The sequence below is a fragment of the Pseudocolwellia sp. AS88 genome (assembly GCF_030551755.1).
Classification (GTDB): Bacteria; Pseudomonadota; Gammaproteobacteria; order Enterobacterales; family Alteromonadaceae; genus Pseudocolwellia.
On the sequence record NZ_JAUPEC010000032.1, the window covers coordinates 1 to 23,465 of the forward strand.

The 23,465-nt window shown below is 36.8% G+C and carries 14 protein-coding genes; 2 read left to right on the forward strand and 12 right to left on the reverse strand.

All coding sequences use genetic code 11. The annotated features are described in order from the left end of the window. Positions 1-3,846: Ig-like domain-containing protein (locus Q5N69_RS16885; RefSeq protein WP_304370260.1), on the reverse strand; the 3,846-nt coding region annotated here is incomplete at its 3' end. A gap of 688 nt (positions 3,847-4,534) precedes the next feature. Here Q5N69_RS16885 and Q5N69_RS16890 point away from each other — a divergent pair. Next, a complete protein-coding gene (locus Q5N69_RS16890) occupies positions 4,535-5,776 on the forward strand; it encodes an Nramp family divalent metal transporter (RefSeq protein ID WP_342866559.1) in 1,242 nt (413 codons plus the stop codon). Between the two features lie 32 nt (positions 5,777-5,808). Continuing rightward, entirely contained in the window at positions 5,809-6,885 is a 1,077-nt protein-coding gene (locus Q5N69_RS16895; protein WP_304370262.1) for a class I mannose-6-phosphate isomerase, read from the forward strand. A gap of 119 nt (positions 6,886-7,004) precedes the next feature. Here the strand turns inward: Q5N69_RS16895 and Q5N69_RS16900 are convergent, their stop codons facing one another. The 11 genes from Q5N69_RS16900 to Q5N69_RS16950 form a co-directional block, all read right to left on the reverse strand. Next, positions 7,005-8,093 (reverse strand): polysaccharide lyase family 7 protein, encoded by a 1,089-nt coding sequence (locus tag Q5N69_RS16900; protein ID WP_304370263.1) that lies wholly within the window; start codon positions 8,091-8,093, stop codon positions 7,005-7,007. 132 nt (positions 8,094-8,225) lie between these two features. After that, positions 8,226-10,478 (reverse strand): alginate lyase family protein, encoded by a 2,253-nt coding sequence (locus tag Q5N69_RS16905; RefSeq protein WP_304370264.1) that lies wholly within the window; start codon positions 10,476-10,478, stop codon positions 8,226-8,228. A gap of 180 nt (positions 10,479-10,658) precedes the next feature. Further along, on the reverse strand, positions 10,659-13,730 hold the full coding sequence (locus tag Q5N69_RS16910) for a TonB-dependent receptor (protein ID WP_304370265.1): 3,072 nt from the start codon (positions 13,728-13,730) through the stop codon (positions 10,659-10,661). Positions 13,731-14,661: 931 nt separating this feature from the next. Continuing rightward, entirely contained in the window at positions 14,662-15,783 is a 1,122-nt protein-coding gene (locus tag Q5N69_RS16915) for a polysaccharide lyase family 7 protein (RefSeq protein ID WP_304370266.1), read from the reverse strand. Positions 15,784-15,874: 91 nt separating this feature from the next. Further along, positions 15,875-16,357 (reverse strand): gluconokinase, encoded by a 483-nt coding sequence (locus Q5N69_RS16920; RefSeq protein ID WP_304370267.1) that lies wholly within the window; start codon positions 16,355-16,357, stop codon positions 15,875-15,877. Between the two features lie 54 nt (positions 16,358-16,411). Continuing rightward, complete coding sequence (locus Q5N69_RS16925; protein ID WP_304370268.1) at positions 16,412-17,710, reverse strand: TRAP transporter large permease; 1,299 nt, start codon at positions 17,708-17,710, stop codon at positions 16,412-16,414. A 2-nt stretch (positions 17,711-17,712) separates the two neighbouring features. After that, on the reverse strand, positions 17,713-18,207 hold the full coding sequence (locus Q5N69_RS16930) for a TRAP transporter small permease (RefSeq protein WP_304370269.1): 495 nt from the start codon (positions 18,205-18,207) through the stop codon (positions 17,713-17,715). Continuing rightward, the gene (locus Q5N69_RS16935) at positions 18,200-19,198 is read right to left on the reverse strand and encodes a TRAP transporter substrate-binding protein (RefSeq protein ID WP_304370270.1); all 999 of its coding nucleotides are present in this window, start codon (positions 19,196-19,198) and stop codon (positions 18,200-18,202) included. Before Q5N69_RS16935 ends, Q5N69_RS16930 begins: the two co-directional genes overlap by 8 nt. Positions 19,199-19,538: 340 nt before the next feature. After that, a complete protein-coding gene (locus tag Q5N69_RS16940) occupies positions 19,539-19,973 on the reverse strand; it encodes an RbsD/FucU family protein (protein ID WP_304370271.1) in 435 nt (144 codons plus the stop codon). An 80-nt stretch (positions 19,974-20,053) separates the two neighbouring features. Continuing rightward, positions 20,054-20,818 carry an SDR family NAD(P)-dependent oxidoreductase gene (locus Q5N69_RS16945; RefSeq protein WP_304370272.1) on the reverse strand — a complete coding sequence of 255 codons (765 nt, stop codon included), beginning with the start codon at positions 20,816-20,818 and terminating at the stop codon, positions 20,054-20,056. A 176-nt stretch (positions 20,819-20,994) separates the two neighbouring features. Beyond that, positions 20,995-23,226, reverse strand: a complete 2,232-nt coding sequence (locus Q5N69_RS16950) for a polysaccharide lyase 6 family protein (protein WP_304370273.1) — start codon at positions 23,224-23,226, stop codon at positions 20,995-20,997. Positions 23,227-23,465 lie beyond the last annotated feature (239 nt).

Sequence of the window (23,465 nt, forward strand, 5' to 3'; positions counted from 1 at the left end):
ATTCGCTTCAGGTGTGAACGTATACGTACCGTTAGCATTAATCAATAAGCTACCAACACCTGAAATAGTGGCGGTATTACCCGCAACGTAAATCGTCGTATCACCTGTAACAACAAATTGAGTGACCGTAATAATGTCGCCATCAGGATCACTGTCGTTATCAAGAATATTACCGGTACTTGGCGTATCTTCTGTGACAGCAATAGAGCTATCATCAACAGCTAAAGGAGCCTCGTTTACATCTATGATATTGCTGAAACTTAATATAGCTATGTCTGAGCTGCCCTGCCCATCACTAATGGTATAAGTTGTATTCGGTACCGAGCCGCTATAATCGGGAGCAGGAGTGAAGGTATAAGTGCCATTAGTATTAATCACCAAGGTACCGATACCAGTAATAGTTGCTGTAGTACCAGCGCTGTAAATTGTGCTATCACCATCTACCAAAAATTGAGTAACCTCAAGGGTGTCGCCATCTGCATCACTATCATTTGCTAATACGGTACCACTTGTCGGTATATTTTCAGTTACTGAAATTGGGCCATCGTCAACCGCAATAGGGGCATCATTTATATTAACAATATCATTAAAACTTAAAATAGCATTACCAGTTCCACTGTTACCATCGCTTACTGTATAAGTACTGTTTGGAATAGAACCAGAATAATTTGCCACGGGAGTAAAAGTGTAACTACCATTAGCATTGATAACCAATGTACCAACACCTGAAATTGTTGCGGTACTCCCAGCACTATAAACCGTTGCAGACCCTGCAATCACAAACTCTGTGACGCTCAGGCTGTCACCATCAGGATCACTGTCATTAGTAAGAACATTGCCATTAACTGCAATATCTTCAGTAACCGTAATAGGTCCATCATCAACAGCCACAGGTGCATCATTGACAGCGGTAATATTATTAAAACGTAAAACAGCGGTGTCGGTACTATTGCCATCCGTTATGGTATAAGTTGTATTAGGTACTGACCCAGTGTAATTAGACGTAGGCGTAAAGATATAACTACCATCACTATTAATAGTTAAGGTACCTACACCTGATATGCTCGCAGTATCGCCAGCGTTATAATTTGTTCCATTGCCACTAACTACAAATTGAGTAACAGTAAGATTATCGCCATCTGCATCAGTGTCATTAGTAAGTACATTTCCACTACTAATAACATCTTCAGTTACATTAATAGGACCATCGTCAACAGCAATAGGCGCATCATCTACAGGGTTCACGTCAATCACTGCTTTTGCTACAAGAGAATTTGACTCACCATCGTTAACAGTTACTTCAATATTACGTGTTGTTGTTCCTGGATTATCTCCTGTATTTTCAAACTCAATGGTTTGAATGACTAACATGTAGTCTTCAGATGTTGCAGAGCCTGATAAAGTGACTATGGTATCTGTTCGAGTGTAAGTAATTCCGCTTGCTAAAGTGCCACTAGTTGCTGCACTTCCATTTACCAGTAATCTATCTTCTGTTTGCGGATTAGCCAATACAATAGAAGCCGATTCCATATTAGTATCATCTTCATCACTAATATCGATATCTGGCGACGAAATAGCAACTGGAGAACCATTTTCCGTGAAGGTATTATTAAAGTTATATTCTGTACTTCTTGTGAAAAGTTGGAAGTCATCAAAGATTACTCTTCCACCATCAGTATCATAGATATATATACGAAGTTGATAATCAGTGTTTTCGGTAATTTCGAATTTATCGATGTTAGAAAAAACACCATTATAATAAGCATTATCAGAATAATCGTGACTGCTCACTGTGGCTTGATAATCTTCAACTAACGTATTAGATGTAACAAAACCATTGGATGAAATATCTATCGATATTTTGTAACCCGTTGTCTCAACCCAATCAGCATTATATATAGCACTAATATCAACAGGATTAGTAAATATTGCTGCCGTTGTAAAACCATACTGAACATAATCGTTATTATTTCTAGCTTCAGCTAAATCAGCACTATCTGCCCCACTAATGTCAACTCGAGTATTATCATAATAGCCATTAATGCCAGCACCAAAAACTTCATCTTCAGCACTAACAACACTACCACTATTAAAATTACCTCCTGATGGAGTATTTGCTGGTGAATTATGCTCCCATGCAACCGCTGTACTTAAGTTCCCTTCACCATTTAAATATACTTCAGGTACAGCATTACCTTCTAGGCTAAGTTTCACTCCACCATCAGATTCAGTTCCGCCACCATCAGCACCTAATGTAATATTGCTGCTTATCGCGGAAGCATGGATATATGAACCGCCGCCGCCGCCGCCGCCATTACCACCTGCAGCTCCACCACCTGAATAACCACCACCACCACCAGAAAATGATGGCGACGCGCCACCGCCACCAGTAAAGCCACGGCCACCATCAGATCCGCTTAAATCACCTGTACCACCATTAACTAAAGTAACACCATCACTTGGAGTAAGATCTGCTGCGCCGCCACCGACGCCTTGACCAGACTCGCCAGCTGAATTTATACCACCACCACCAGAGCCTGCTGCATTGGCTGTTCCACCCCCACCACTACCATTACTACCCGCAGTACCACCACCAACTCCAACACCTGCATCACCGGTTGTAGCATTATTACCACCAAGCCCAGGACTATTTGCTAAAAGCGAATCATCACCACCGCCACCAGCGCCAGCAACTAAGACTAAAATATCATCTATGAAAACACCTGTACTACCACCTCCACCCGCACTGGATGCAGTTGCACCTTCATCAACAGGGTTGCCAGCTTCACCTACAACAAATCGAACAATTTGCCCTGCTGTAACATTAAAGGTACCTGTTACCGTTGCACCTTCACCACCATCTGAACCACTGCCGTTACCACCATCGCCACCACGAATAGTGATAGTAAGTGGACCGTCTGCAGTTACAACATATTCACCTGTTTGAGCACCTATAGTATTAACAGGTGTTGTTGTAGCTAATGTGCCTGAATAATCATCCGCACTTATAGCTGCATGCGTAATTTCACCTTTATGAATTTCAAGGTCCCAATCACCGCCCTGACTTTCTGCACCTGTAATATCGTCTGATGCGGCAATATCAGCTTTTGTGATATTCGCCAGCGCATCTATAGCTTCACCCCCTGCCTCACCTTCAGCAAAGTTACAACCATAAATGAGCATATCGCCATCTTCAGACAGGCTTTGACCTATAAGTGTAAATAACGCCGCTTGTTCACCTTTAATCGAATCTGCAGTTACTTCAGTACCAGCAATAGATAAAGTACCTTGTTCACCATGACTAAGAATATGAATCGCATCAATATCAACTCTGTCAGCTAAGACATCAGCTATTTGTTCAATTCCGCCTTTTTCAGGATCAATAAATATCACTTCAATATTAGGATCTAATGCTGCCGCTAGTTGGTCTGCGTTGTCGATACCTAAATCTATAAAAGCGATTTCAACACGAGTATTGTCTGTAGAATCGTCATTTGAATTAACAACAATGTCATCATTGTTTACTGTCTCATTCCCCTCTTCATCAGCACGATTTGATGCTGCTGGTAATGGGGTGTCTACAACTCGACTTTCATCATCTGACAAGACAGTTTCACTGTTAGGGAAAGTTTGATCTTCGGAAAGAAATTTGTCAGAAATAAAGGCATTAACTTGTGCGTCGACAACTTGCTCGGTAGCAACATCAACGGCAGTTACAGCACCTGCTGCATCGAACATAAAACGAGGTTCAAGAGCAACAGAATGACCGTAGCGAGTCTTGTTTTCAGTTTTTTTATTTTCTGAAGTTTCAGTGTGTTTTTTAAATAGCTTGGAAATGAGATTCATAAGTTTACATATCCTTATATGTTCTAACAATTTGAGTATAGCTTTGATCTCTATTTAAGCTAGAAAATGGACAGGTTAAAGGTGAACCTATCAAAACAACCCATTAACACACTGTTTTATAAGTAAATAATTTATTTAAACAAATCAATTTAAATAGATTTAATGATTAATATTCATTCTATTTCTATCCTTCTATTTTATGACAATATAGATTCAACAAAGCAGATCAAAAAACAATATTTATATCTGCTTATAAGCAAAAATCAAATCGTAAATATTCAGTAAAACCTTCATATTTTACTTGTGTATTTAACGACTATCTTTTGAATAAAGTTGTGTGGAAATTAATCGAATAAATCATCATATTCAATTCATCTCCCTTTGTTTGTATTGTTATTCGTCTTACTCATCACATATCATTCATTAATTAAAAACAACAAACAATTGGCACAACCAGTTTATGTGAGCTTGTTTTATATACAAGAAATTCTCCTCCTTCAAAACAAACCAAGTTGCCAAAGGGCTTAATATTGACAGGCGTTTAATGCGCAGGTTACTATCGATACAATAATAATTTGAAAGCTTCAGCTTCGAGTGAATTATCTTTTTCTAATATAAGAAAGCATTTAATTCCCTACCTTTTAAACAAACTGACTTAGGCGCAAAATAAATGAATAAAAACAGCAGCATGAGCAACATGAAGACATTCTTCAAATCACTACTACCGGGGATATTTTTATTTGGTTTTACTGTAGGTACAGGTAGCGTTACAGCTATGGCAAAAGCCGGTGCAGATTACGGAATGTCTTTATTGTGGACAATATTTATATCTTGCGCGATAACCTATTTCCTCATTCACCTATTTGGTAAATTCACCCTAGTAACTGGCTTGACCGCATTACAATCTTTCAAAAAACATATTCATCCTGCTGTCAGTTTATTCTTTATTGTCTCCTTAACGACACAAGTATGTGGGAGTGTTATAGGTGTAATGGGGATTTTGGCTGACGTTTGTTATGAATGGTCGAAAAACTTTATTGATGGTGGTATATCCTCGCTCTATTTTGCGATATTTTTTATCACCTTTGTTTATGTGATTTTTTTAATAGGTAAAACTGAAGTTTTTGAAAAGGTATTAGCGATTTTTGTCGCTATTATGTCGGTCTGTTTTTTAATTAACTTTATTATTTTAATGCCGCCAGCGATGGAAATTTTAAACGGAATGGTACCTAATGTGCCAGACACAGGATCAGATAAAAACGCATTCCTTGTAATCGCTTCAATGGTTGGTACTACGGTATTTTCAGGATTATTTATATTACGTACCATCTTAGTTAAAGAAGCAGGCTGGACAATGGCTGACTTAAAAACACAAAATAGAGATGCCTTATTTTCCGCCTTTTTAATGTTTATTGTTAGTACGTCGATTATGGCTGCGGCCGCAGGTTCATTGTTTATTCAAGGAATTACACTCACTAACGTTACTCAAATGATTTATTTATTAGAACCTTTAGCGGGTGCAGCTGCTGTAGCAATATTTACTATTGGTTTAATTGCTGCGGGTGTGTCTTCACAATTTCCTAATGTTGCATTACTTCCTTGGCTTTTAGATGACTTTCATCAACGTAAACCTAATTTAAAAAGACCTAGCTACCGAATTATTGCTTTAGTTATATCTTCATTAGGTTTAATCGTACCAATTTTTAATGCAAAACCTATTGCAATAATGGTGAGTTCTCAAGCTTTTGGAGCTTTATTATTGCCTGCCACTGTTGCTTGTATTTCTTATATGGGCAATAAAAAGTCATTGATGGGTGAATACAAATTCTCAAATATAACTAATGTTATTTTGTCTCTAATATTCATCTTCTCTTTGGTGATGAGCTATATGAGCTACAATGGCATAATGTCTACACTACAAGCTCTTTAAAAATATTTAACCTGAAAACTGGAATCCTAACTATGAATCAAATAATCAAGTTCTCCGCTAATCGTGTTTGGCGAACCTATCAAGGCGGTAAGCTGCTCGATATGATTGAAGGGAAAGAAACACCTCAAGACTCAAGCTTCCCTGAGGACTGGATTGGCTCGACGGTAGAAGCACGTAATGTAGGTCGCGAACATATCACTGAAGGTTTAGCTATGGTGAAAGATGAAGACGGACAGTTAGTCCCTTTTCGTGATTTATTAGAGAAAAATCAAGATTATTTTTTAGGTGAAAATGTTGATGGTAAGCGTTCTATGGAAGATATCCCTTTAGTTAAATATTTAGACAGTTCAACACGCTTACATTTTCAAGCGCATCCAACACGTGAGTTTGCACAAGAGCGCTTAGGTTTGCCACGTGGTAAAACTGAAGCTTATGTGATTATTGAAACTCGTGAAGATATTAGCGATCCATATATTTATGCAGGATTTCAACGTTCTCCTGATCGTGAGCAACTTAAAGAATGGATTGAAACCCAAGATATAGCTTCTATTGAAAGTTGTTTTGATCGTATTCCTGTAAAAACAGGTGATGTATTTTTAATTCCAGGTGGTCGCCCTCACGCTTTAGGTGAAGGCATACTTATGCTTGAAATTATGGAGCCTTCAGATCTAGCCGTTAGGTTTGAATTTGAACGTTGTGGCTATGTTATTCCTGAGCAAGCACGCTTTATGGGTAAAGGTATTGAAACCGCATTAGATGTATTCAATTTTGATCCTGTCCCACCTGAAACTGTAGATGCTGAGTTCCGCTGTGCGCCTAAAGTTATTTCTACAGATGGTCAAGGTAACAATCTTGAAGAGTTAATAGGTTCAGACAAAACTTCTTGTTTCACTATTAAAAGAGCATCGGTAAAGGGTAGCTTCGCACGTGAAGAAGAAGCTTTCTTTTATGGTGTTGTTGTTGAAGGTGAAGGTACATTTACTGTTGGCGATGAAGTGGTTAATCTGAAGCGTTTTGACCGTTTTTTCTGCCCTGCTGGTGTTAAAGCTTTTGAATATCTATCAGAATCTGGCATGACGGTTCTAGAGTGTTACCCTGGTAATATTTAGATAATATTATTTCACTGAATATCAAAAAGGCTTTGTTTACAACAAAGCCTTTTTATTTGTCTGCACTACACCGAGTAATTTCAAAAAAATAACCTAAGCTCAGGCTATTTGTTCATAATTTATTTTTCAGGCGTTCTAGCTAAACCTGTAACTAAACGCGTAAAAGTTACTTGAGCATAATCGCCATTGGCTTTATCTGTCTCCCAATCACCTGTCCCTGCACAATTTGCATACCAGATACCAGGAGCATCTTTAGTACTACATTGGTTATATGCGCCAGCTTTAAAGAAGTGTAAATCGCCTGTATAGCCATGTGGGTGATCAAGCTCATCAACTTTACCATTTGCGTCTATATTATCAGCAAGGTTAATCTCAAATTTAGTTTCACCATGACGCTCATTGCTAAAAGTTAAATACATGGTATTTTCATATACATTCACTTCATAGCTGAAAGCTTCATTAAGCGCTATACCTTGTTCACCTGGCTCATCTCCAGAGATCCATGGTTTACCCCAAACAACATAGCTTATATCTTGTCTATTTGGGTTTTCTTTCTCTAAGTTACGTTCATAATTCCAAAATACAGAACCATATTCGTTACCCGGTAATTTTTTATAGTAAATTTTTAAAGGTTCGTTACCCCAACCATATCCTTCACCTTCAGCAACTAAAGCTTTACTTTTACCTGCATGAATTTGTCCTACAACTACCGAAAACGCTGGTGGTTTTTCAGGGTATTTAGCACGTTTAGCTACATGGTTAACTTTAAGAGTAGCCTGTAAGTTTCCACCTACTTGCGCGAACTCGTTAGTTTTTGTGTGTGCTTTTAAGGCAAAATTATTTGAGTAATCGTATGGTGCAACACCTTCTTTACCCAGTAATTGATGAAGTTCACTACGAGTATTACTTGAATTAGGTGTAGTAAAAGCTTTGTTTGGCACAGCAAACACCATATTGCCTTCATCATCTAAGAAGAAGTAATCAGGGTGTTGATAACTTTGAATGTCTTTTACGCTGATTTCATCTACTTTCCCATCGTTATTAATATCGGTAGGAATAGTAATTTTCCATTTACTCAGATCGAATTTATCAGCAGGCACCATGGCACGTTTTTCAGTAACATCATTTGTTGTGTTACATGCAGATAGCGCTAAAGCACCTAGTATTACTATGCCACAAGGCACTAGTTTAATTTTTAAGTTAGTCATTTAATCTCCATAATTATTGTTAGCTTCTATTAAATAGCCAATATCCTGTTATTGAAAAGAGGATTACCACGTAGTAGCAACCCTCTTTTTTATTGTAATAAACAGCGGGGACAGCCCCTTTTAGAACAAAGCCTAGTTAACCGCTAAGTGGTAAGCTCCAGTCCATTTATATACTTTACCGTTTACTTTCAATTTGTGCTTTTTAGACGTTGAAGCATTGGTATTCGCTAAAATAAATACACTTTCATTGCCTTTTAAGTCTTTAATAGAAACAGCTGTATATTTCTCATCGTCGTGTACAACTTTCAACTCAGAAATACTGCTATTTGAGTTTGCTGAGAATTCTGATACAGGGTCATAAGATCCATGAGGCTCAATTACTGATGCAAAAACAGTATCTTTACTATTGTCTCTGCGTAACATTATCGCCGCATCTCGACGAAGATTAAAGTTAGGATCGTTTGCACCTAATCGTGTTAACAATATTTCATCATTAGAGTCTGTTGCAGTTGTTAACGTGTAAAATCTGCCATCGCCTAACCATGAAAACTGAGTAGAATTAGCTGCAGCTTGGCCTTTACCTTCAAGATATAAATGCTGATAACCATCTGAAGTACCTAGAGGATTTAAGCTCTTAGGAGAATCATACTCAAAGTTAGCTTCAATCATTTGTCCCATGTAGTAAAAAGGGAAGTCGTATTGATTTTTAGTCTCAGAGTTAACTTTCATAATGTCTAAAACAAAAGGTTTTTCAAAAGCTTCAAGCTTGATCATCGCCATTGTTCTATGCATTTTTGTACCAGGGTACGCATTAGCTTCTGTAGCACTTACCACTTGAACATCATGATTTGAAGAATCAAAAACATAAAGGTCTGAATGGTATTTACTTCCTGTTTCATAATCACCATTGAAATGTGATTTTTCGTTGATAGTAAGCGTGTTATGCGCAACGGTTTGTTTTGCCCAAGTTTTGTTTTCTTTAAGGTAGTTACCACCACCTTTTTGACCAATATTTACAAAGCGCGATAAACCATAATCTTGAAGTACTTCATCGCCATTAGCGTATAAAGAATATGAAAGTTTATCGTAATGTCCATGACTTAAACCATGAGCAGCATATTTAAACACTAAAGTTAAATCTTCATTGCCGTATCTTAAAATACCTACGCCACCTTGTTTACCATCATGCCCATCAGAATAATTAACTGACTTTTTAACAAAAGGCTTACCCTTTCCATCACGAACACCGATAGCAGCCTCAAGACCTGCTTCATTTAATAAAACAGCGCCTTGTTTTTCAACAATACCCAATAACTTCGGATCTTGATTACCATAGTGGTATGCAATATCAACAGCTGTTACTAATGACGGCGTATAATAAGACATGCCTTTTTGACCATCATTCAATGGGAAAAACTCACCATCAGCATCTGATAAGTTAAGTAATGCATCCACACCTTTTAATAGTACGTTATCTTTATGTTGAAACACCTTCATATCCGGCTTTACGTTTTCCATACCAATACCAAAAATTAGGAATGGATACATTGCATAACGTTGATAATATGGACCTTCAGTGAAATAACCTTCAGGAGAGAAAGGGTCTTCAAGGTTAGCTAAGAAGCCTGCTTTTTGACCTTTAACTTTAATGAAACCACCATCGTTATCTTTTAAACCATAATCTAGGCCGTCATCTTCAATACCGTATAGCGCTCGTTTTAATAACTCTGCGTCATCCATAACAAGTGCAATCATACCTACTGCGGCATTACCCCATGTACTATGGTTATGAATTCGGTTATAAAACTGTGGATTTCCAATTGAGATATAGTCTGCAAATGGACGGAATAAGTTATCTTGTAATTGTTTATGCTCTGCTTCTGACAAGGTGTCATAAATAGCATCGTATGCTTGGCTCATGTAAACCAACCAATTACTGTCATTCAGACATTGCCAAAAAAGCTTACCGCGCGCATAAGAACGCTCTTGTGGGTGAGCTGGTAAACCTTGATACATCGCTTCGTACTGAAACAACATATCTTTAATGTATGTAGCGTATTTATCATCTTGCAATATTTGATATAAAGCACCGGCTTTTTGCGCAATGATAAAATTCTGTTTATGTCTTTGGTGCGTATAACCACCCGAGAAATCTTTTGGGATTGGCGTATCAATACCTAATGCAATTTCTGCATCAACTTGCTTTTGAACACTTTTTAACGTTGCATCGAATAAAGGCACTTTACCTAAGTTTTTTCTAATCTTCTCTACACCAGACTTAGTCATAATCAAGTTTGGGTGTTCGCCAGCTTGAGTAGTAAGTGGTATAGAAAGTGTTGTTACCATAAGTAACAGGGCTGTGATTTTAGTTTTTATCAACGCCATTTGCTCCAATTTATAATATTTACGATAGGTAATCTTCTAGCCTAGTTATGACCAGTTAATTCTAATGGGTAGAAACATCTAATTGATGACCATATTCATTATATTTAAATGCTAACCCCAGCATATAGCTGGGGTTAGTTTAGTACTACTGTTTAACTTCTATATGATTATATATTCATATTAGAAAGTATATGTTGCGCCAAACGTAACACGACGGTCAGTTATACCTTGAGCACATTGTAATGCGCCTTCGTTAACACAAGACTGAATAATATCAGACTTTGTTAAGTTAACAGCTTCAACACCAAGGTTTAACTGGTCATTAACGTCATAGCTAACACTCGCATTAAGTTGACCTCTGTCATGTGTAACAACAGGGAAACCTAAAGTAGAGTTAAGTGATGCACCCGCTGCAGTATCTTCAGTACGGAACGCTTCACGCCACGTGTAACGTAATCTTGCTGAAAGACCAAACTTCTCATAGTACAAAGTAAAGTTGTAAGCATTTTCAGAGAAATCAAGTAATCCTTGGTTTAACGTATATTCTACAAACTGTGAGTCATCATAAACGCCTTGAGAAGCATTTAATATATCGATACCACGTGGGTTAGCTACTGTATAAACAGTTGAGCCTCCTTTGAAGTCTTGAATGGTGTAGTTAGCTTGGATACCAAAACCAGAAGCCCAACCTAAATCATCTTCAAAGCTAGAAAGATCATATTGAAATGCCATCTCAAAACCAGTTTGAGTTAATGTAGCAGGGTCATTTACAATTGACTCTTTATCAACACATAAACCTACAGTGTTAGCATCACCTAATGAATTAGGGATAACAGCAGGATTATAAATACCACCATCAACACAACCTAAGTCAAAGAAACGATTACCGTTTGCATCAGTAGGAGCTGTATCTAAGATAGAACTAAAGATGTTTGTACGTTCTTTCTTAAAGTAACCAATACTTACAACTGCTGCTTCTGCAAAGTACCACTCTGCTGAAATATCTAATGATGTAATTTCTTCAGGTTCTAATTCTGGATTACCAATCTCAACTGATTGGTTTTCGTTAACACCATAAGATACAGATGTATTTAAGTTACCAAAATCAGGACGACGTATATCTTTACCCCACGCCATTCTTAAAACAACATCTTCATGAACATCAGCAACAATATTTATGCGAGGTAATACGTAGCTATAGTCACCTTTGTTAGTAACTTGAGAAACTACGCCATCAATTTCAGTATTACCAATTGAAGAAATGTCTGTTTCTATATAACGAGCACCAAAATTACCGCGAAGCCATTCATATTCGAAATTTGCTTGAGCATATAATGCTGTTGTATCTTCTTCAACTTTAAAAGCAGCTGTTGCACTTGGTTCTTGATTTAAATAATCAACACCATTACTGAAAGTAAAACCTTGTGCTTCCATGTCTGCACGGTGAGTATCCATAGCTGTATGAATAGTATCAATTACTTGTTGTGGATTGTTATAAGCTATATCAGGATTAATGATGATAAAGTCACGCATTGCTAATTCGCGACCATCTTGTTCACCAAAGTTATCTTGACCTAAAACTAATAAATCAGAAAATAATGCACCGCTTGGGCTATCAATCATTTTACTGAAGCCACCGATTCTGTCTGAAACAGTTACAGCTTCATGTTCAGTTTCGTTATAACGCAAACCAACATCAACAGATGTAATTACACTATTATCAAAAAAGTAAGTTCCATCTATACGGAATGATGTGTCACTGTTTTCTGTGCTGCTATCACTGAAGTCAACTTGATCTAATACAACATTGTTAGGGTCAGTTAATTGAGCTGTTGTGGGAGCATAAATAGAGTTTTCATTAATACCAAATGATAGTAGCTCGCCTGTTAAGTCGTAAGCAAACGGTACGGAGTTATCGTTACTAGTATTCGAAGTAATGTTACCACTACCATCAAGTCCATCTAATGGGGCATTTGGATTGATAAAGTTTAATTGTGTGTTTAACTTTGGTTTAGTTGTTTCTGAACTAGCATGTGAGAATTCAGTACTAACAAATAAGTTGCTAGTTGCTTGCCATTCACCACCAATTCTAATTAATTTACTTTTAGTTAAACGAGCTTCTGTATCACTGTTAAAACGTAAATTTGGATCATCATCATCCACTGACGGCATTGGTTCAATCACACCTGTTTGTGCTGCTTGAATACTACCAAAATCAACACCACTAAGTGAACCAAAGTTAACTGTTTCAAACGATGAAGGCACCGATTGATTAAGTACGGAGTTAATACCTGAAGCTTGCACACGAGAGCTTTCTTGACGAACTTCTTGATCTGTTAAAATTGCATCAACGAAAAATTTCATATCATCGTTAGGTGCGTATTCTATTGTACCCGCGAAGTTTTTAGTCTCATATTCAAAGTTTTCAATTTCTTGGTTTAAGAATTGAATACCTAGGAAGTCAAAATCTTGAGCAGCAGGACGACTAGTTGCTTGGTCTTCTAAAGAACCACTACGTACAACATCAGCATTAATATTTTCAACAAGGCTACCATCTCGGTCAACACGAGGTCTAAATGCTGTAGCTTCTTGTCTAGTGATACTACCACTCACAACAATACCGAATTTACCACCGTTATCTAATTCCCAGTTATCACCATAAGCACCTGATAATCTTGGTTGTACACCATCAGTGGTAAGACTGCTATCTTCACCTTGTATACGAACAGAACCTAAAGTTTCAGTCAATTCAAGAGGGCGAATAGTACGTAAATTTACAGTACCACCAACTGAACCTTCAGTTGTTTTCGCTTCACCTGCTTTAATTACTTCAACACCAGCAATAATACCTGCAGATAAATCTTCAAAGTTCATGCCGCTTCGGCCATCGCCTGTACCTACTGTCGATGCACCATTAATTTCAACGCGGTTATCATTACTACCACGGATTTGAACACCAGTACCGATACCAGCTGTACGAGTAATTTGGATACCAGTAACGTTCTCTAGTACTTCTGCTAAGTTTTGGTCAGGAAGTTTACCGATATCTACAGCTTCAATAACTTCGATTAGGTTGGTTGTATCACGTTTTTCTGCAAGTGCGCTAGTAAGAGAGCTACGAATACCCGTAACTTGAATAACTTCTACTGCTTCTTCGGCTTGGGCTTGTTCTGCAGCATTAACTGATGCGGTCATATTTAAAGCTGAAGCTGCAAATACAGCTAAGCTTATCTTAGATAGTTTGTATTTCATTTTGTATCCCCGGTTGTCGCGTCAAAAAAATGCCTTACTTTTTAACACCACATTGTTTAATTTATAATTATTGATCTTGTAACATCAAGATGACAGAAAACTGCCAACAACTTTCTTGTATTGTCATGACAAAATATTTCACGAAAAGCAATATTGGTCAACCTTTTTCATTAAAAAATAAATTGGCCAATCCAATATTGGTTAACTTTAAATACAATCCAATAGGATATTTAAATGGTTTTTTGGTATTACCAATATTGGAGTTTTATATATCCAAAAAATCTCAAGAATCTTGTGTTAACAGTTTACCTCCATATAGATCAATAGATTAACTCGATTAATATTTCTACAAATGTCAGAAACCAAATATCTTTCTGACTATATTTATATATAGCAATGAATCGTGGAATCGTCCAAAAAATAATTAAATCTATTTCATATACCGATCAGGCATAAAGTATTACTAAAATTAAGAAAAATGGTCTAAAGACTGCGCCCTAAAATAAATAGCAAAAGTGATTTAACATCACATTTTGCACTAAAAGCCAGCTATACATGAGCTTTGACTATTTAACAATTAGAATATTTTATGAACAAAAAGGATAAAAGGAAGTTAAATTATTGAAGTCTGGTCATTCTGCCCAAAATATAGAAAAAATATAACAGACGGAAAATGAAGATATTATGATGTATAAATTATTGTCTACACCGTCCCTTAAATTGTATGACCTATTTATATATATGTACTAATAATAATTTTAGATTGGTTATTACTTGAAACGACCTGAAGTCCTCTATAAACAGAATAGACCTAGCCAATATTATATTGATGGCAATGTGTACTCTTTTTAATTCAAGTAACTTAGAAGCTGAGATAGGAGGTGTTAGCAACCTAAACAAGGTTGCTAACTAAACTTAGTTTCTATTATGGTTAATTTTTAGGTTTTTGTGCAATATCTGTCGTCAATCGCATAAATGTTACTTGGGTATAATCACCATTAGCTTTATCTACTTCCCAATCACCTGTACCAGGACATGCAGGGTAACGGAAGCTAGGAGCGTCTGCTGTACTACATTGATTATATGCACCCGCTTTAAAGTGATTACCCTCACCTGTATAGCCTTTAGGATTATCTAACTCATCAACCTTGCCATAAGCATCTACATTGTTGGTTAAATCAATTTCAAACTTAGTTGTTCCATGGCGTGCATTGGTAAAACTTAAATACATGGTATTTTCATACACATTGACTTCATAGCTGAAAGCTTCATCTAACGCTATACCACCTTCATCAGGTTCATCCATATCTAACCAGCCTTTACCCCACACTGGGTAACTGATATCAATTCTATTTGGATCGTCTTTTTCTAGATTACGCTCATAATTCCAAAATACAGAACCATATTTATGATCTGGTAGCTTTTTATAATAAATCTTTAAAGGTTCGTTACCCCAACCATAGCCTTCTCCTTCATCTCTACGCTTTTTATCTTGAACAGCATGTACTTGACCAACAACAACTGAAAATGCAGTAGGTTTTTCTGCATATTTAGCACGTGTAGAAACATGATTAACTTTAAGTGTTGCTTGTAAGTTACCTCCAATTTGCGCAAATTGGTCAGCACGTCGGTTAGCCTTAAGAGCAAAGTTATTTTTGAAGTCTCTCTTCTTGCCTTTTATGCCACCTAACATATGATGTAACTCACTACGCGTATTTGTTGAGTTAACAGAAGTAATCGCTTTATTAGGCGCAGCAAACACCATATTGCCATCGGCATCTAAATAGAAATAATCTGGGTGCTGGTAAGTTTGAAAATCTTTAATACCAATAACATCAACAATGCCGTCTTTGTCTGTATCGGTAGGTGCATCAATTTGCCATTGTGTCAGATCAAACTTTTCTGCAGGGAACATAACACGCTGTTCACTTGTGGCTGAACCTGCTTCATTATTTGTATTAGCACTTTCACTATCTGTTATTACACAGCCTTGCAGAGTTAAAGTACCTAATGCTATTGCACTGAAAGGAAATAGTAATTTTCTTATATTCATCATTTTCACTCAGTTATCATCGCGCTGTATGGCGAATTATTGTTACAGGGAATAAAACAGTTAAAACCTTAAAGGAAATATATAAAACTGCTTATGTTATTTTTTGTAAAATCTCAGAAATCATCTCATCTAAAGAGTTAGTGATTGGCACCGTTATAGCTTCTTTAGGAATTTCTAAAGTCGCGAACTGGCTTTGTAATAATGTTTCAGGCATAAAGTGCGACTCTCGATTACGTAAACGTGACGATAAGACCTCTTGGCTACCTTCTAGATAAATAAATTTCACAACTTGGTTTGTCGTTGAGCTTAAAAGGTCTCGGTAACTTTGCTTTAAAGCAGAACACGCTAAAACAGCACCGCCATTCTTTTCCCATTCAACAATATTATTAGCGAGTAAGGTTAACCAAGGCTGACGATCTTCATCGTTCAACGGAGTGCCTTGCGACATTTTTTCGATACTTTCAGGAAAATGGAAATCGTCAGCATCGTAAAAAGGTACTGATAGTTTTTCAGATAAAAGGCTACCTACGGTGGATTTCCCACAACCGCTCACCCCCATTACTATATAAATCATAAAAACACTCTAATTAAGTTAAAAACCAAAAACTGATATAAATTTAATACAAGGCTAATACAGGCCAAAGAGTTTAGGCAGAAATTCACTAATCGCTGGTACATAAGTGACTAACATCAATATACAAAACATTGCGATGTAAAGAGGCATTAATGGACGAATAATTTTACCTATCGTGGTTTTTGCTACCGCACAACTAACAAATAATACGGCGCCAACAGGAGGTGAACAAAGGCCTATTGATAAGTTAAGTACAATCATAATACCAAAGTGTAATGGCGACATACCCAGCTCAAGTGCTACAGGTAAAAAGATTGGCGTAAAAATAAGTACAGCTGGAGTCATATCCATAAAGGCACCAACAGCAAGTAAAGTCAGGTTGATGATCAATAGAATTAATAGCGGGTTATCACTTAACATTAATAAGAAGTCGGTGATTGCTTGCGGGATATTTTCATAAGATAAAATCCACGACATGGCTGATGACGCGCCAATTAACAACATAACAATCGCAGTAGTTTCACCTGACTTTAATAAAATAGCAGGCAGTTGCGACACTTTAACTTCTTTATAAAAAACAACCGATAACAGTAAAGAGTAAAGAACCGCAATAGCGCCAGCTTCAGTTGGCGTAAATATGCCGCCAATAATACCGCCAATAATAATAAAAATAAGGAACAAGCTAGGTACAGCAGCAAGCACTTTTTTCGCCATTACTTTAACAGGCACGCGTGCTTCAGTTGGGTAACCATTTATTTTGGCATAACCTGAACAAACCAGCATTAGCGCTAAAGACACTAAAATACCAGGTAAGTAACCCGCAACAAAAAGTGCAGCAATAGAAACACCGCCACTAGCAATAGCGTAAATAATTAAAATACTACTTGGTGGAATTAACATACCCGTTGTAGCTGCAGCGCCCGTTACCGCGGCACTAAATTCTCGGCTATAGCCCTTTTTTTCCATTTCAGGGATCATAAAGCTACCAATAGCGCTGGTTGCTGCAACCGCTGAACCTGAAATAGCGCCAAAAAGTGTACACGACAATACATTTACCAAAGCAAGTCCACCTGGCAACATACCAATTAATGCCATAGCACATTCTATCAAACGTCGAGCGATACCGCCCTGCCCCATGATCAACCCTGATAACACAAAAAATGGAATAGCTAACAAAGCAAAACTATCTATACCACCCGCTAATCGTTGAGCAATAGTCGTAGCTGCAGGAATGAAATCTATACTGTAAAGCATGGTAACAAAGGTCGCTATACCAATACTGAATGAAATAGGGATATTCATAATTAACAATACAAGAAAAACTGACAATAAAATAAGTCCTGAGAATTCCATGATTATGCTCCCTTCTTATCGTTTAAAATTTGTGAAAATAACCCTGAAATCTTCATTAAAGCGATATAAACAATGATTACGCCAGAAATTGGCACCACGCTATAGATGTAACCCATTTTAATTTCTAATGCGGCTGAAATTTGAGGAGGATCAAAAGTTAACAACACCAGTGAGATACCACCAACAACCATAACAGCGATAGCGAAAGTCATAATGATTAAGTGAGCAATAATACTTACCCAAGCACGTGACAGCTGGTTAAGTTTATTTGTGGCTATATCTAACCCCAAATGTGCATTTGAATGATAGCCATAAGCACCACCTAATAAGCCAATCCAAATTAATAAGAAACGCGATAACTCTTCTGTAATTGAGCTAGGTGACTGTAATACAAAACGTGAAAACACTTGAATAGTGACAACAATAACAATAGCGGATGATAGAAAAATAACTAAGAACTTTAATACGCTAATAATCCATAAATATAGCTTATTCATTTGACTCTCCTTGTACGGCCATATCATTCACTCTTTCTAAATAGTCAGAAATAATGGTTCCTTCAAGGCTTTTATATAAAGGTTCTAACGCATCGATGAAAGGTTGTTTATCTGGGTAAATGATTTCAACACCCGCTTTTTCAACTTCTGTTAAGGACTTTTGTTCTAATGCCAGCCATAACTCTCTTTGCACTTTAACTGAGTCTTTTACTGCCATATTCAGCCAAGTTCTTTGTTGTTCGCTTAGCTTAGACATAATGTACTTACTGGCGATAATCACTTCTGGAATAGAGGTATGCTCATCAAGTACATAGTATTTAGAAATTTCATAATGATGTGATAAGTAAAACATTGGAGGATTGTTTTCTGCGCCATCTACAACACCTTGCTGCAGGGCAGCATAAAGCTCGCCCATTGAAATAGGAGCAGCAGCACCACCTAAAGATTGCACCATTTTCACCGAACTCTGACTCTGCATTACTCGGATTTTCCGACCCACTAAGTCTGCTGGAGACTCAACACGATCTTCCGTCATATAAAAGCTGCGACTGCCTGAATCGTAATAACCTAAGCCAACAAAATGTGCTTTTTCAGTGAGATCTAATAATTCTTGCCCTATATCACTTTCGAGTACCTTCCACTTATGCTCCCTGTTTCTAAACAGATAAGGCACAGCGTACAACTTCATTTCGGGAACAAAGCCTTCAATCGTTGCAGCAGACACTTGAGTCATAGCTAAACTACCCATTTGTAACTGCTCAAGTACTTCACGTTCTCCACCTAACTGACTATAAGGATAAATTTTTATCTCCATAGTGTTACCCGAATAAAACGCTAATCTTTCCGCCATATGCTGAATAGCTTTATGGGTGCTATGCTCAACATCGACAGTATGAGCAATTCGCAATACGGTAACATCGTCATTCTTACTACAGCCTACTAAGACTAAGCAAAGTATGATGCTCGCATATATTGATGGTAAATTTTTCACTGATAACTCCCCATAAAACTTATTGCGCTAATTACATTATTTTAATTGTTCTTCATACGGTCCAATATCTATTCTTTGTATTGCTTGCGTATGAGTTTTTTGTAATTTAACGTACTGTTTTCTTATACCAATTTGATTAATTAAGTGATCTACTTTTTCATGAGGAAAAATGGATAATTACAAGGCATAAAATTTAGTAAGTAGTTATTCTACTTATAAATTTTATAACGCCGTCATTATTAATTTTAACCGTTAAAAATGAGCAGTTAATTAATCAACTTGGTATTATATTCATGACGTATTCAATCATCATGTTTACAGTATTAAAAACGTTCTTATTTTAAAAACCGTTTTCTTCTGCCATTTTAACTACCCCAACAGTAAGGATAATATTAGCGAACCGACGTTGCTCACCTGTTTGAATAATTAATGTTGTTTCGCGTGCTCTGATTTGGTCATAAAAAGCCCAGCGTTCCATGGTGTCCCAAGATACATCACCTAATAATGTTTTATAGCAGTTATGTATTTCAGCATTTGCTTCTGCTGGTTTTTCCATAACAATTGCCCCTTGAATAGGACAAACTTCAAGTATACCTTCTAACACCGTTAACGCGTCTAACATCCCTGGACGAAAGTTAAGATGCACCAAAGTAGAGTTAGGTCCTGTCATAGCACCTACAGGTAAATTACCATCGGCTATCACTACTTGTGCAAAATGACCCGATCTGCCCAAGGCTTCCATAATTGTTGGATGTATTACCGCTGTTTTAAGCATAAATTTATCTTTATTGAAGTGACAAAATAAAGAAAGCCAGTGCTAAACCTCTCTGACTTTCTACCAAATTAAACAAACAATTACATGTTGTAAACGCCACCATTAATATCTAACGTAGCTCCAGTAATAAAACCATCATACTCTGACGCTAAGTAAGCAACAGCACGTGCTACGTCATCAGCATTACCTGCACGCTGAATAGGAATACCGGCAATAGTTTCATCTGCTGATTCTTTTGTTGTATGAGTATTATGGAATGATGTACCTAAAATAAGTCCTGGAGCAACAGCATTAACACGCGTACCTTGTGGACCTAATTCAGAAGCCAATGCTCTTGTTAATGTTAGAATAGCGCCTTTACTTGTTGAATAAACAAGTGAACCAGGATGACCACCTTTACGACCTGCAAGTGAAGCCAAATTAACAATGCTGCTGTTTTCATTTTTAGCTAAATGAGGCGACGCGGCTCTTGTAACAAACATCATAGAAGTAAGGTTAATATCCATTACCTTATGCCAAAATTCTGCATCCATATCATTTAATAATCGTCGAGCAACCAATGAACCCGCGTTATTAATCAAAATATTCAAACCACCAAGAGCTTCAACAGTTTTTTCAACCATAGCATTAGCATCGGTTTCACTGGTCAAGTCTCCGCTGATTGCGATAGCTTTTTGCCCTTTGCTCGTAGCATATTCAACTAAAGCATTTGCCGTATCTGCACTCGAAAAGTAATGGATTGCGACGTTTGCACCGCTATCAATAAAGTGCTTTGTTATCGCTTCACCGATGCCTTGGGCACCAGCAGTTATAAGAACGTTTTGTCCGGTTAATTTGTTGTTCATGTTAATCCTAAAATCAATAAAGTAGATAATCGTAAGAGACTACTAATGGTAAAGCTGCTCTGAAAAAAAATCAGTATTGTGATTACAATTAAGTAACAGCCTTACTATCTAAAAATAACTCTCTGCGACTTAAGGGATAAAGCCACAGAGAGTATTAAAACGTTAATTAAATCCCCTTATTTATACGTAACGTTTTGGGTTTTATATCCGTCATTGTTCGCACGGATTTTTCCTGTATCTTTCATCACAACATCTTTGATCATTGTGACTGGCTCACCATTCGTTAAGTACAGTGAAACAGGTGCACTGCTATCCCAAGTGGTATCTGAAATATTTAATTTTTGAACACCATGAAAGTACATAGATGCGCCTGAACGATGTGTTGAACCTTTACCAACATTAGACAGTTTATTATCAGTAATCGTAACCATAGGTCCGAAAGTACTTTCATCAAAACCACCCCGATAAATAGTCACCACTTCTTCTTTAACATCTTTAAAGGTGTTACCTGAGATAGTTAAGTTTTCAACACTGTATACACCTAGGTCATCCACTTCTCTATTCAGTTGTAAAATAGCACCCGTAATGTTGATAAATTCTGAATCAAGAATTTCAATTGAATCGGCAAACGTACCTGCATTTGCTTTGAAAAAATAGAAGTAGCCATTAACATCAAGATCTGTAACTTTAATATTACGCACTGACAATGAATAATTGATATTCATTGAGGTACTGCTCGTATTAATAATATTGTTACCTTTATAATCAGGTGATTCAGCACCGTCGAACCAAAGGTTTTCAACCTCTAACGAGCCACCATTTTCGATATTAATAAAATTAGGTTTTAAAGAACGAATCACTGGCTTATCGCCTTTCTTCGCCATAATGGTAATTGGGTGATGTATTTCTGCAAATTTAGTTAATAAATACTCACCACCATTTTCAAGTACTAAAACATCGCCCGCGCTACTATTATCTAAAGCTGTTAAAATAGTATCGGTACCCGATTTAACATTAATGGTTGTTCCGCTGTTAAAAGCAATAACAGTTTCTGTTTTAGGGTAAAAACTTGCACCCGTTTCAGCTTTAGTTACAGGTAATTTAACTTCACCAAAACCAATTTTATCGAGCAGTGCTTTTGATGGTGATTTTAAGCCGTACTTGTTAACAGTTACATCATAAGGTGTGCTAGCAAAACCTGATTTAATTGGCGTACTTATTTCTTTACTTAAAGAGTTGCCAGTGAACGTTATACCTGACATATCATCGTATAAATTGAATGTTGTTTTACCTAAAATAATGTTGTTCTTAAATTCAGATGTTGTAGGCGGAGCAGAACGTTCTTCATCAGCACCAGCGCCCAATTCAATAAAGCCACTATCAATAACAATATTATTGTTCATTGCAGAGTCAATTACTGGGTCATAACGATTTGGTGGTGAATTAGGTACACCATTCATAATAACTAACGCACCACGTAATCTTGTGCCCGTTAAGCCATACATATAGTTATTACTTACAGATTGACTTTCATTGATGATACGAATACCTCCCGTATTAGGCTTACCGTTACCTAGGAAATAATTACCTTCAACTTTAGTAAAGTGGCCATGACGCATAGTTAATGTGCCTTGAGTTTCAAAGAACACATTATTGATCAGTGAGTTACCGCTTGATTTGTTTGAAATGATTTCATGCTCACCATTAGTACGATCAAAATAGTTATATTGAGCAGTAGTATTAGAATATTCTCTTGAGAAGTGACTTGTACCTATACGTAACGTTTCACCACCATTAGAACCTAAGATTTGACGAGGACCAAAATAGTTGTATTCAATAATATGATTATTTTTGCGACTAGCTTCAGTGTTCATACGAACCGCTAACGTTACACCACGATTACGCTTATTAACTAAAGAGTTATGATCAAAACGGTTATTCTTACCATACATAGCAACCCATAAATCAGACATTGGGCGATCAACGGTACTAAAGTTATCAATAACAATATTAGTTACGCGAGTATGATTAGCCACATCATCCTTTGATGTTCTAAAAGAAACGACTTCACCTGTTGGTGTAGAACCATCTTTAAAGACTAAACCTGAAATTACAAGATACTCACCTGAAAAACTCAAGTTAGATTGTCCTGTAATAATCACTTTACCTGGTGTTTGCGCTTTTAATTCAATCAGTTTTTTTGGCGTACCTTTAGCTTTAAAAACTAACTCAACATCGCTCCAAGTACCGTCAGCTAAAACAATCTCGCCGCCTGGCTTAACATTAGCAACAGCTTTATTAAATTGTTCAAGGTTCTTTACCAGTTCAGCATTACTAATTTGCGAATATGAGAAAAGCGCAAAAAACAATACGACTGGATAAAAATGTAATTTAGAATTTTTCAACATATTTTATTCCCCGATCCTTATTTTTTTATGTACCAAAAAGAATTACTTTAAACGAACTAAAACGGTTTATATATTTATTAACACAATAATCTTTTTTATAAAAAATGTAGCCCTTGAGATCAATTTAATAAAATTTGGTCTTACGGGATACTTACAAACCTTAATACTCTCAGTTGACTCAATACAAGGTCAGATTTGTTGTTTTAAATATTTCCATTCTTAACTTTAGCTTACAAGAA

Bases quoted from the DNA above. Each gene is read 5' to 3' on its own strand.
- Q5N69_RS16945 (WP_304370272.1), bottom strand. From the start codon at position 20,818: ATGAACAACAAATTAACCGGACAAAACGTTCTTATAACTGCTGGTGCC.
- Q5N69_RS16895 (WP_304370262.1), top strand. From the start codon at position 5,809: ATGAATCAAATAATCAAGTTCTCCGCTAATCGTGTTTGGCGAACCTAT.
- Q5N69_RS16905 (WP_304370264.1), bottom strand. From the start codon at position 10,478: ATGGCGTTGATAAAAACTAAAATCACAGCCCTGTTACTTATGGTAACA.
- Q5N69_RS16950 (WP_304370273.1), bottom strand. From the start codon at position 23,226: ATGTTGAAAAATTCTAAATTACATTTTTATCCAGTCGTATTGTTTTTT.
- Q5N69_RS16930 (WP_304370269.1), bottom strand. From the start codon at position 18,207: ATGAATAAGCTATATTTATGGATTATTAGCGTATTAAAGTTCTTAGTT.
- Q5N69_RS16900 (WP_304370263.1), bottom strand. From the start codon at position 8,093: ATGACTAACTTAAAAATTAAACTAGTGCCTTGTGGCATAGTAATACTA.
- Q5N69_RS16890 (WP_342866559.1), top strand. From the start codon at position 4,535: ATGAGCAACATGAAGACATTCTTCAAATCACTACTACCGGGGATATTT.
- Q5N69_RS16925 (WP_304370268.1), bottom strand. From the start codon at position 17,710: ATGGAATTCTCAGGACTTATTTTATTGTCAGTTTTTCTTGTATTGTTA.
- Q5N69_RS16940 (WP_304370271.1), bottom strand. From the start codon at position 19,973: ATGCTTAAAACAGCGGTAATACATCCAACAATTATGGAAGCCTTGGGC.
- Q5N69_RS16920 (WP_304370267.1), bottom strand. From the start codon at position 16,357: ATGATTTATATAGTAATGGGGGTGAGCGGTTGTGGGAAATCCACCGTA.
- Q5N69_RS16910 (WP_304370265.1), bottom strand. From the start codon at position 13,730: ATGAAATACAAACTATCTAAGATAAGCTTAGCTGTATTTGCAGCTTCA.
- Q5N69_RS16915 (WP_304370266.1), bottom strand. From the start codon at position 15,783: ATGAATATAAGAAAATTACTATTTCCTTTCAGTGCAATAGCATTAGGT.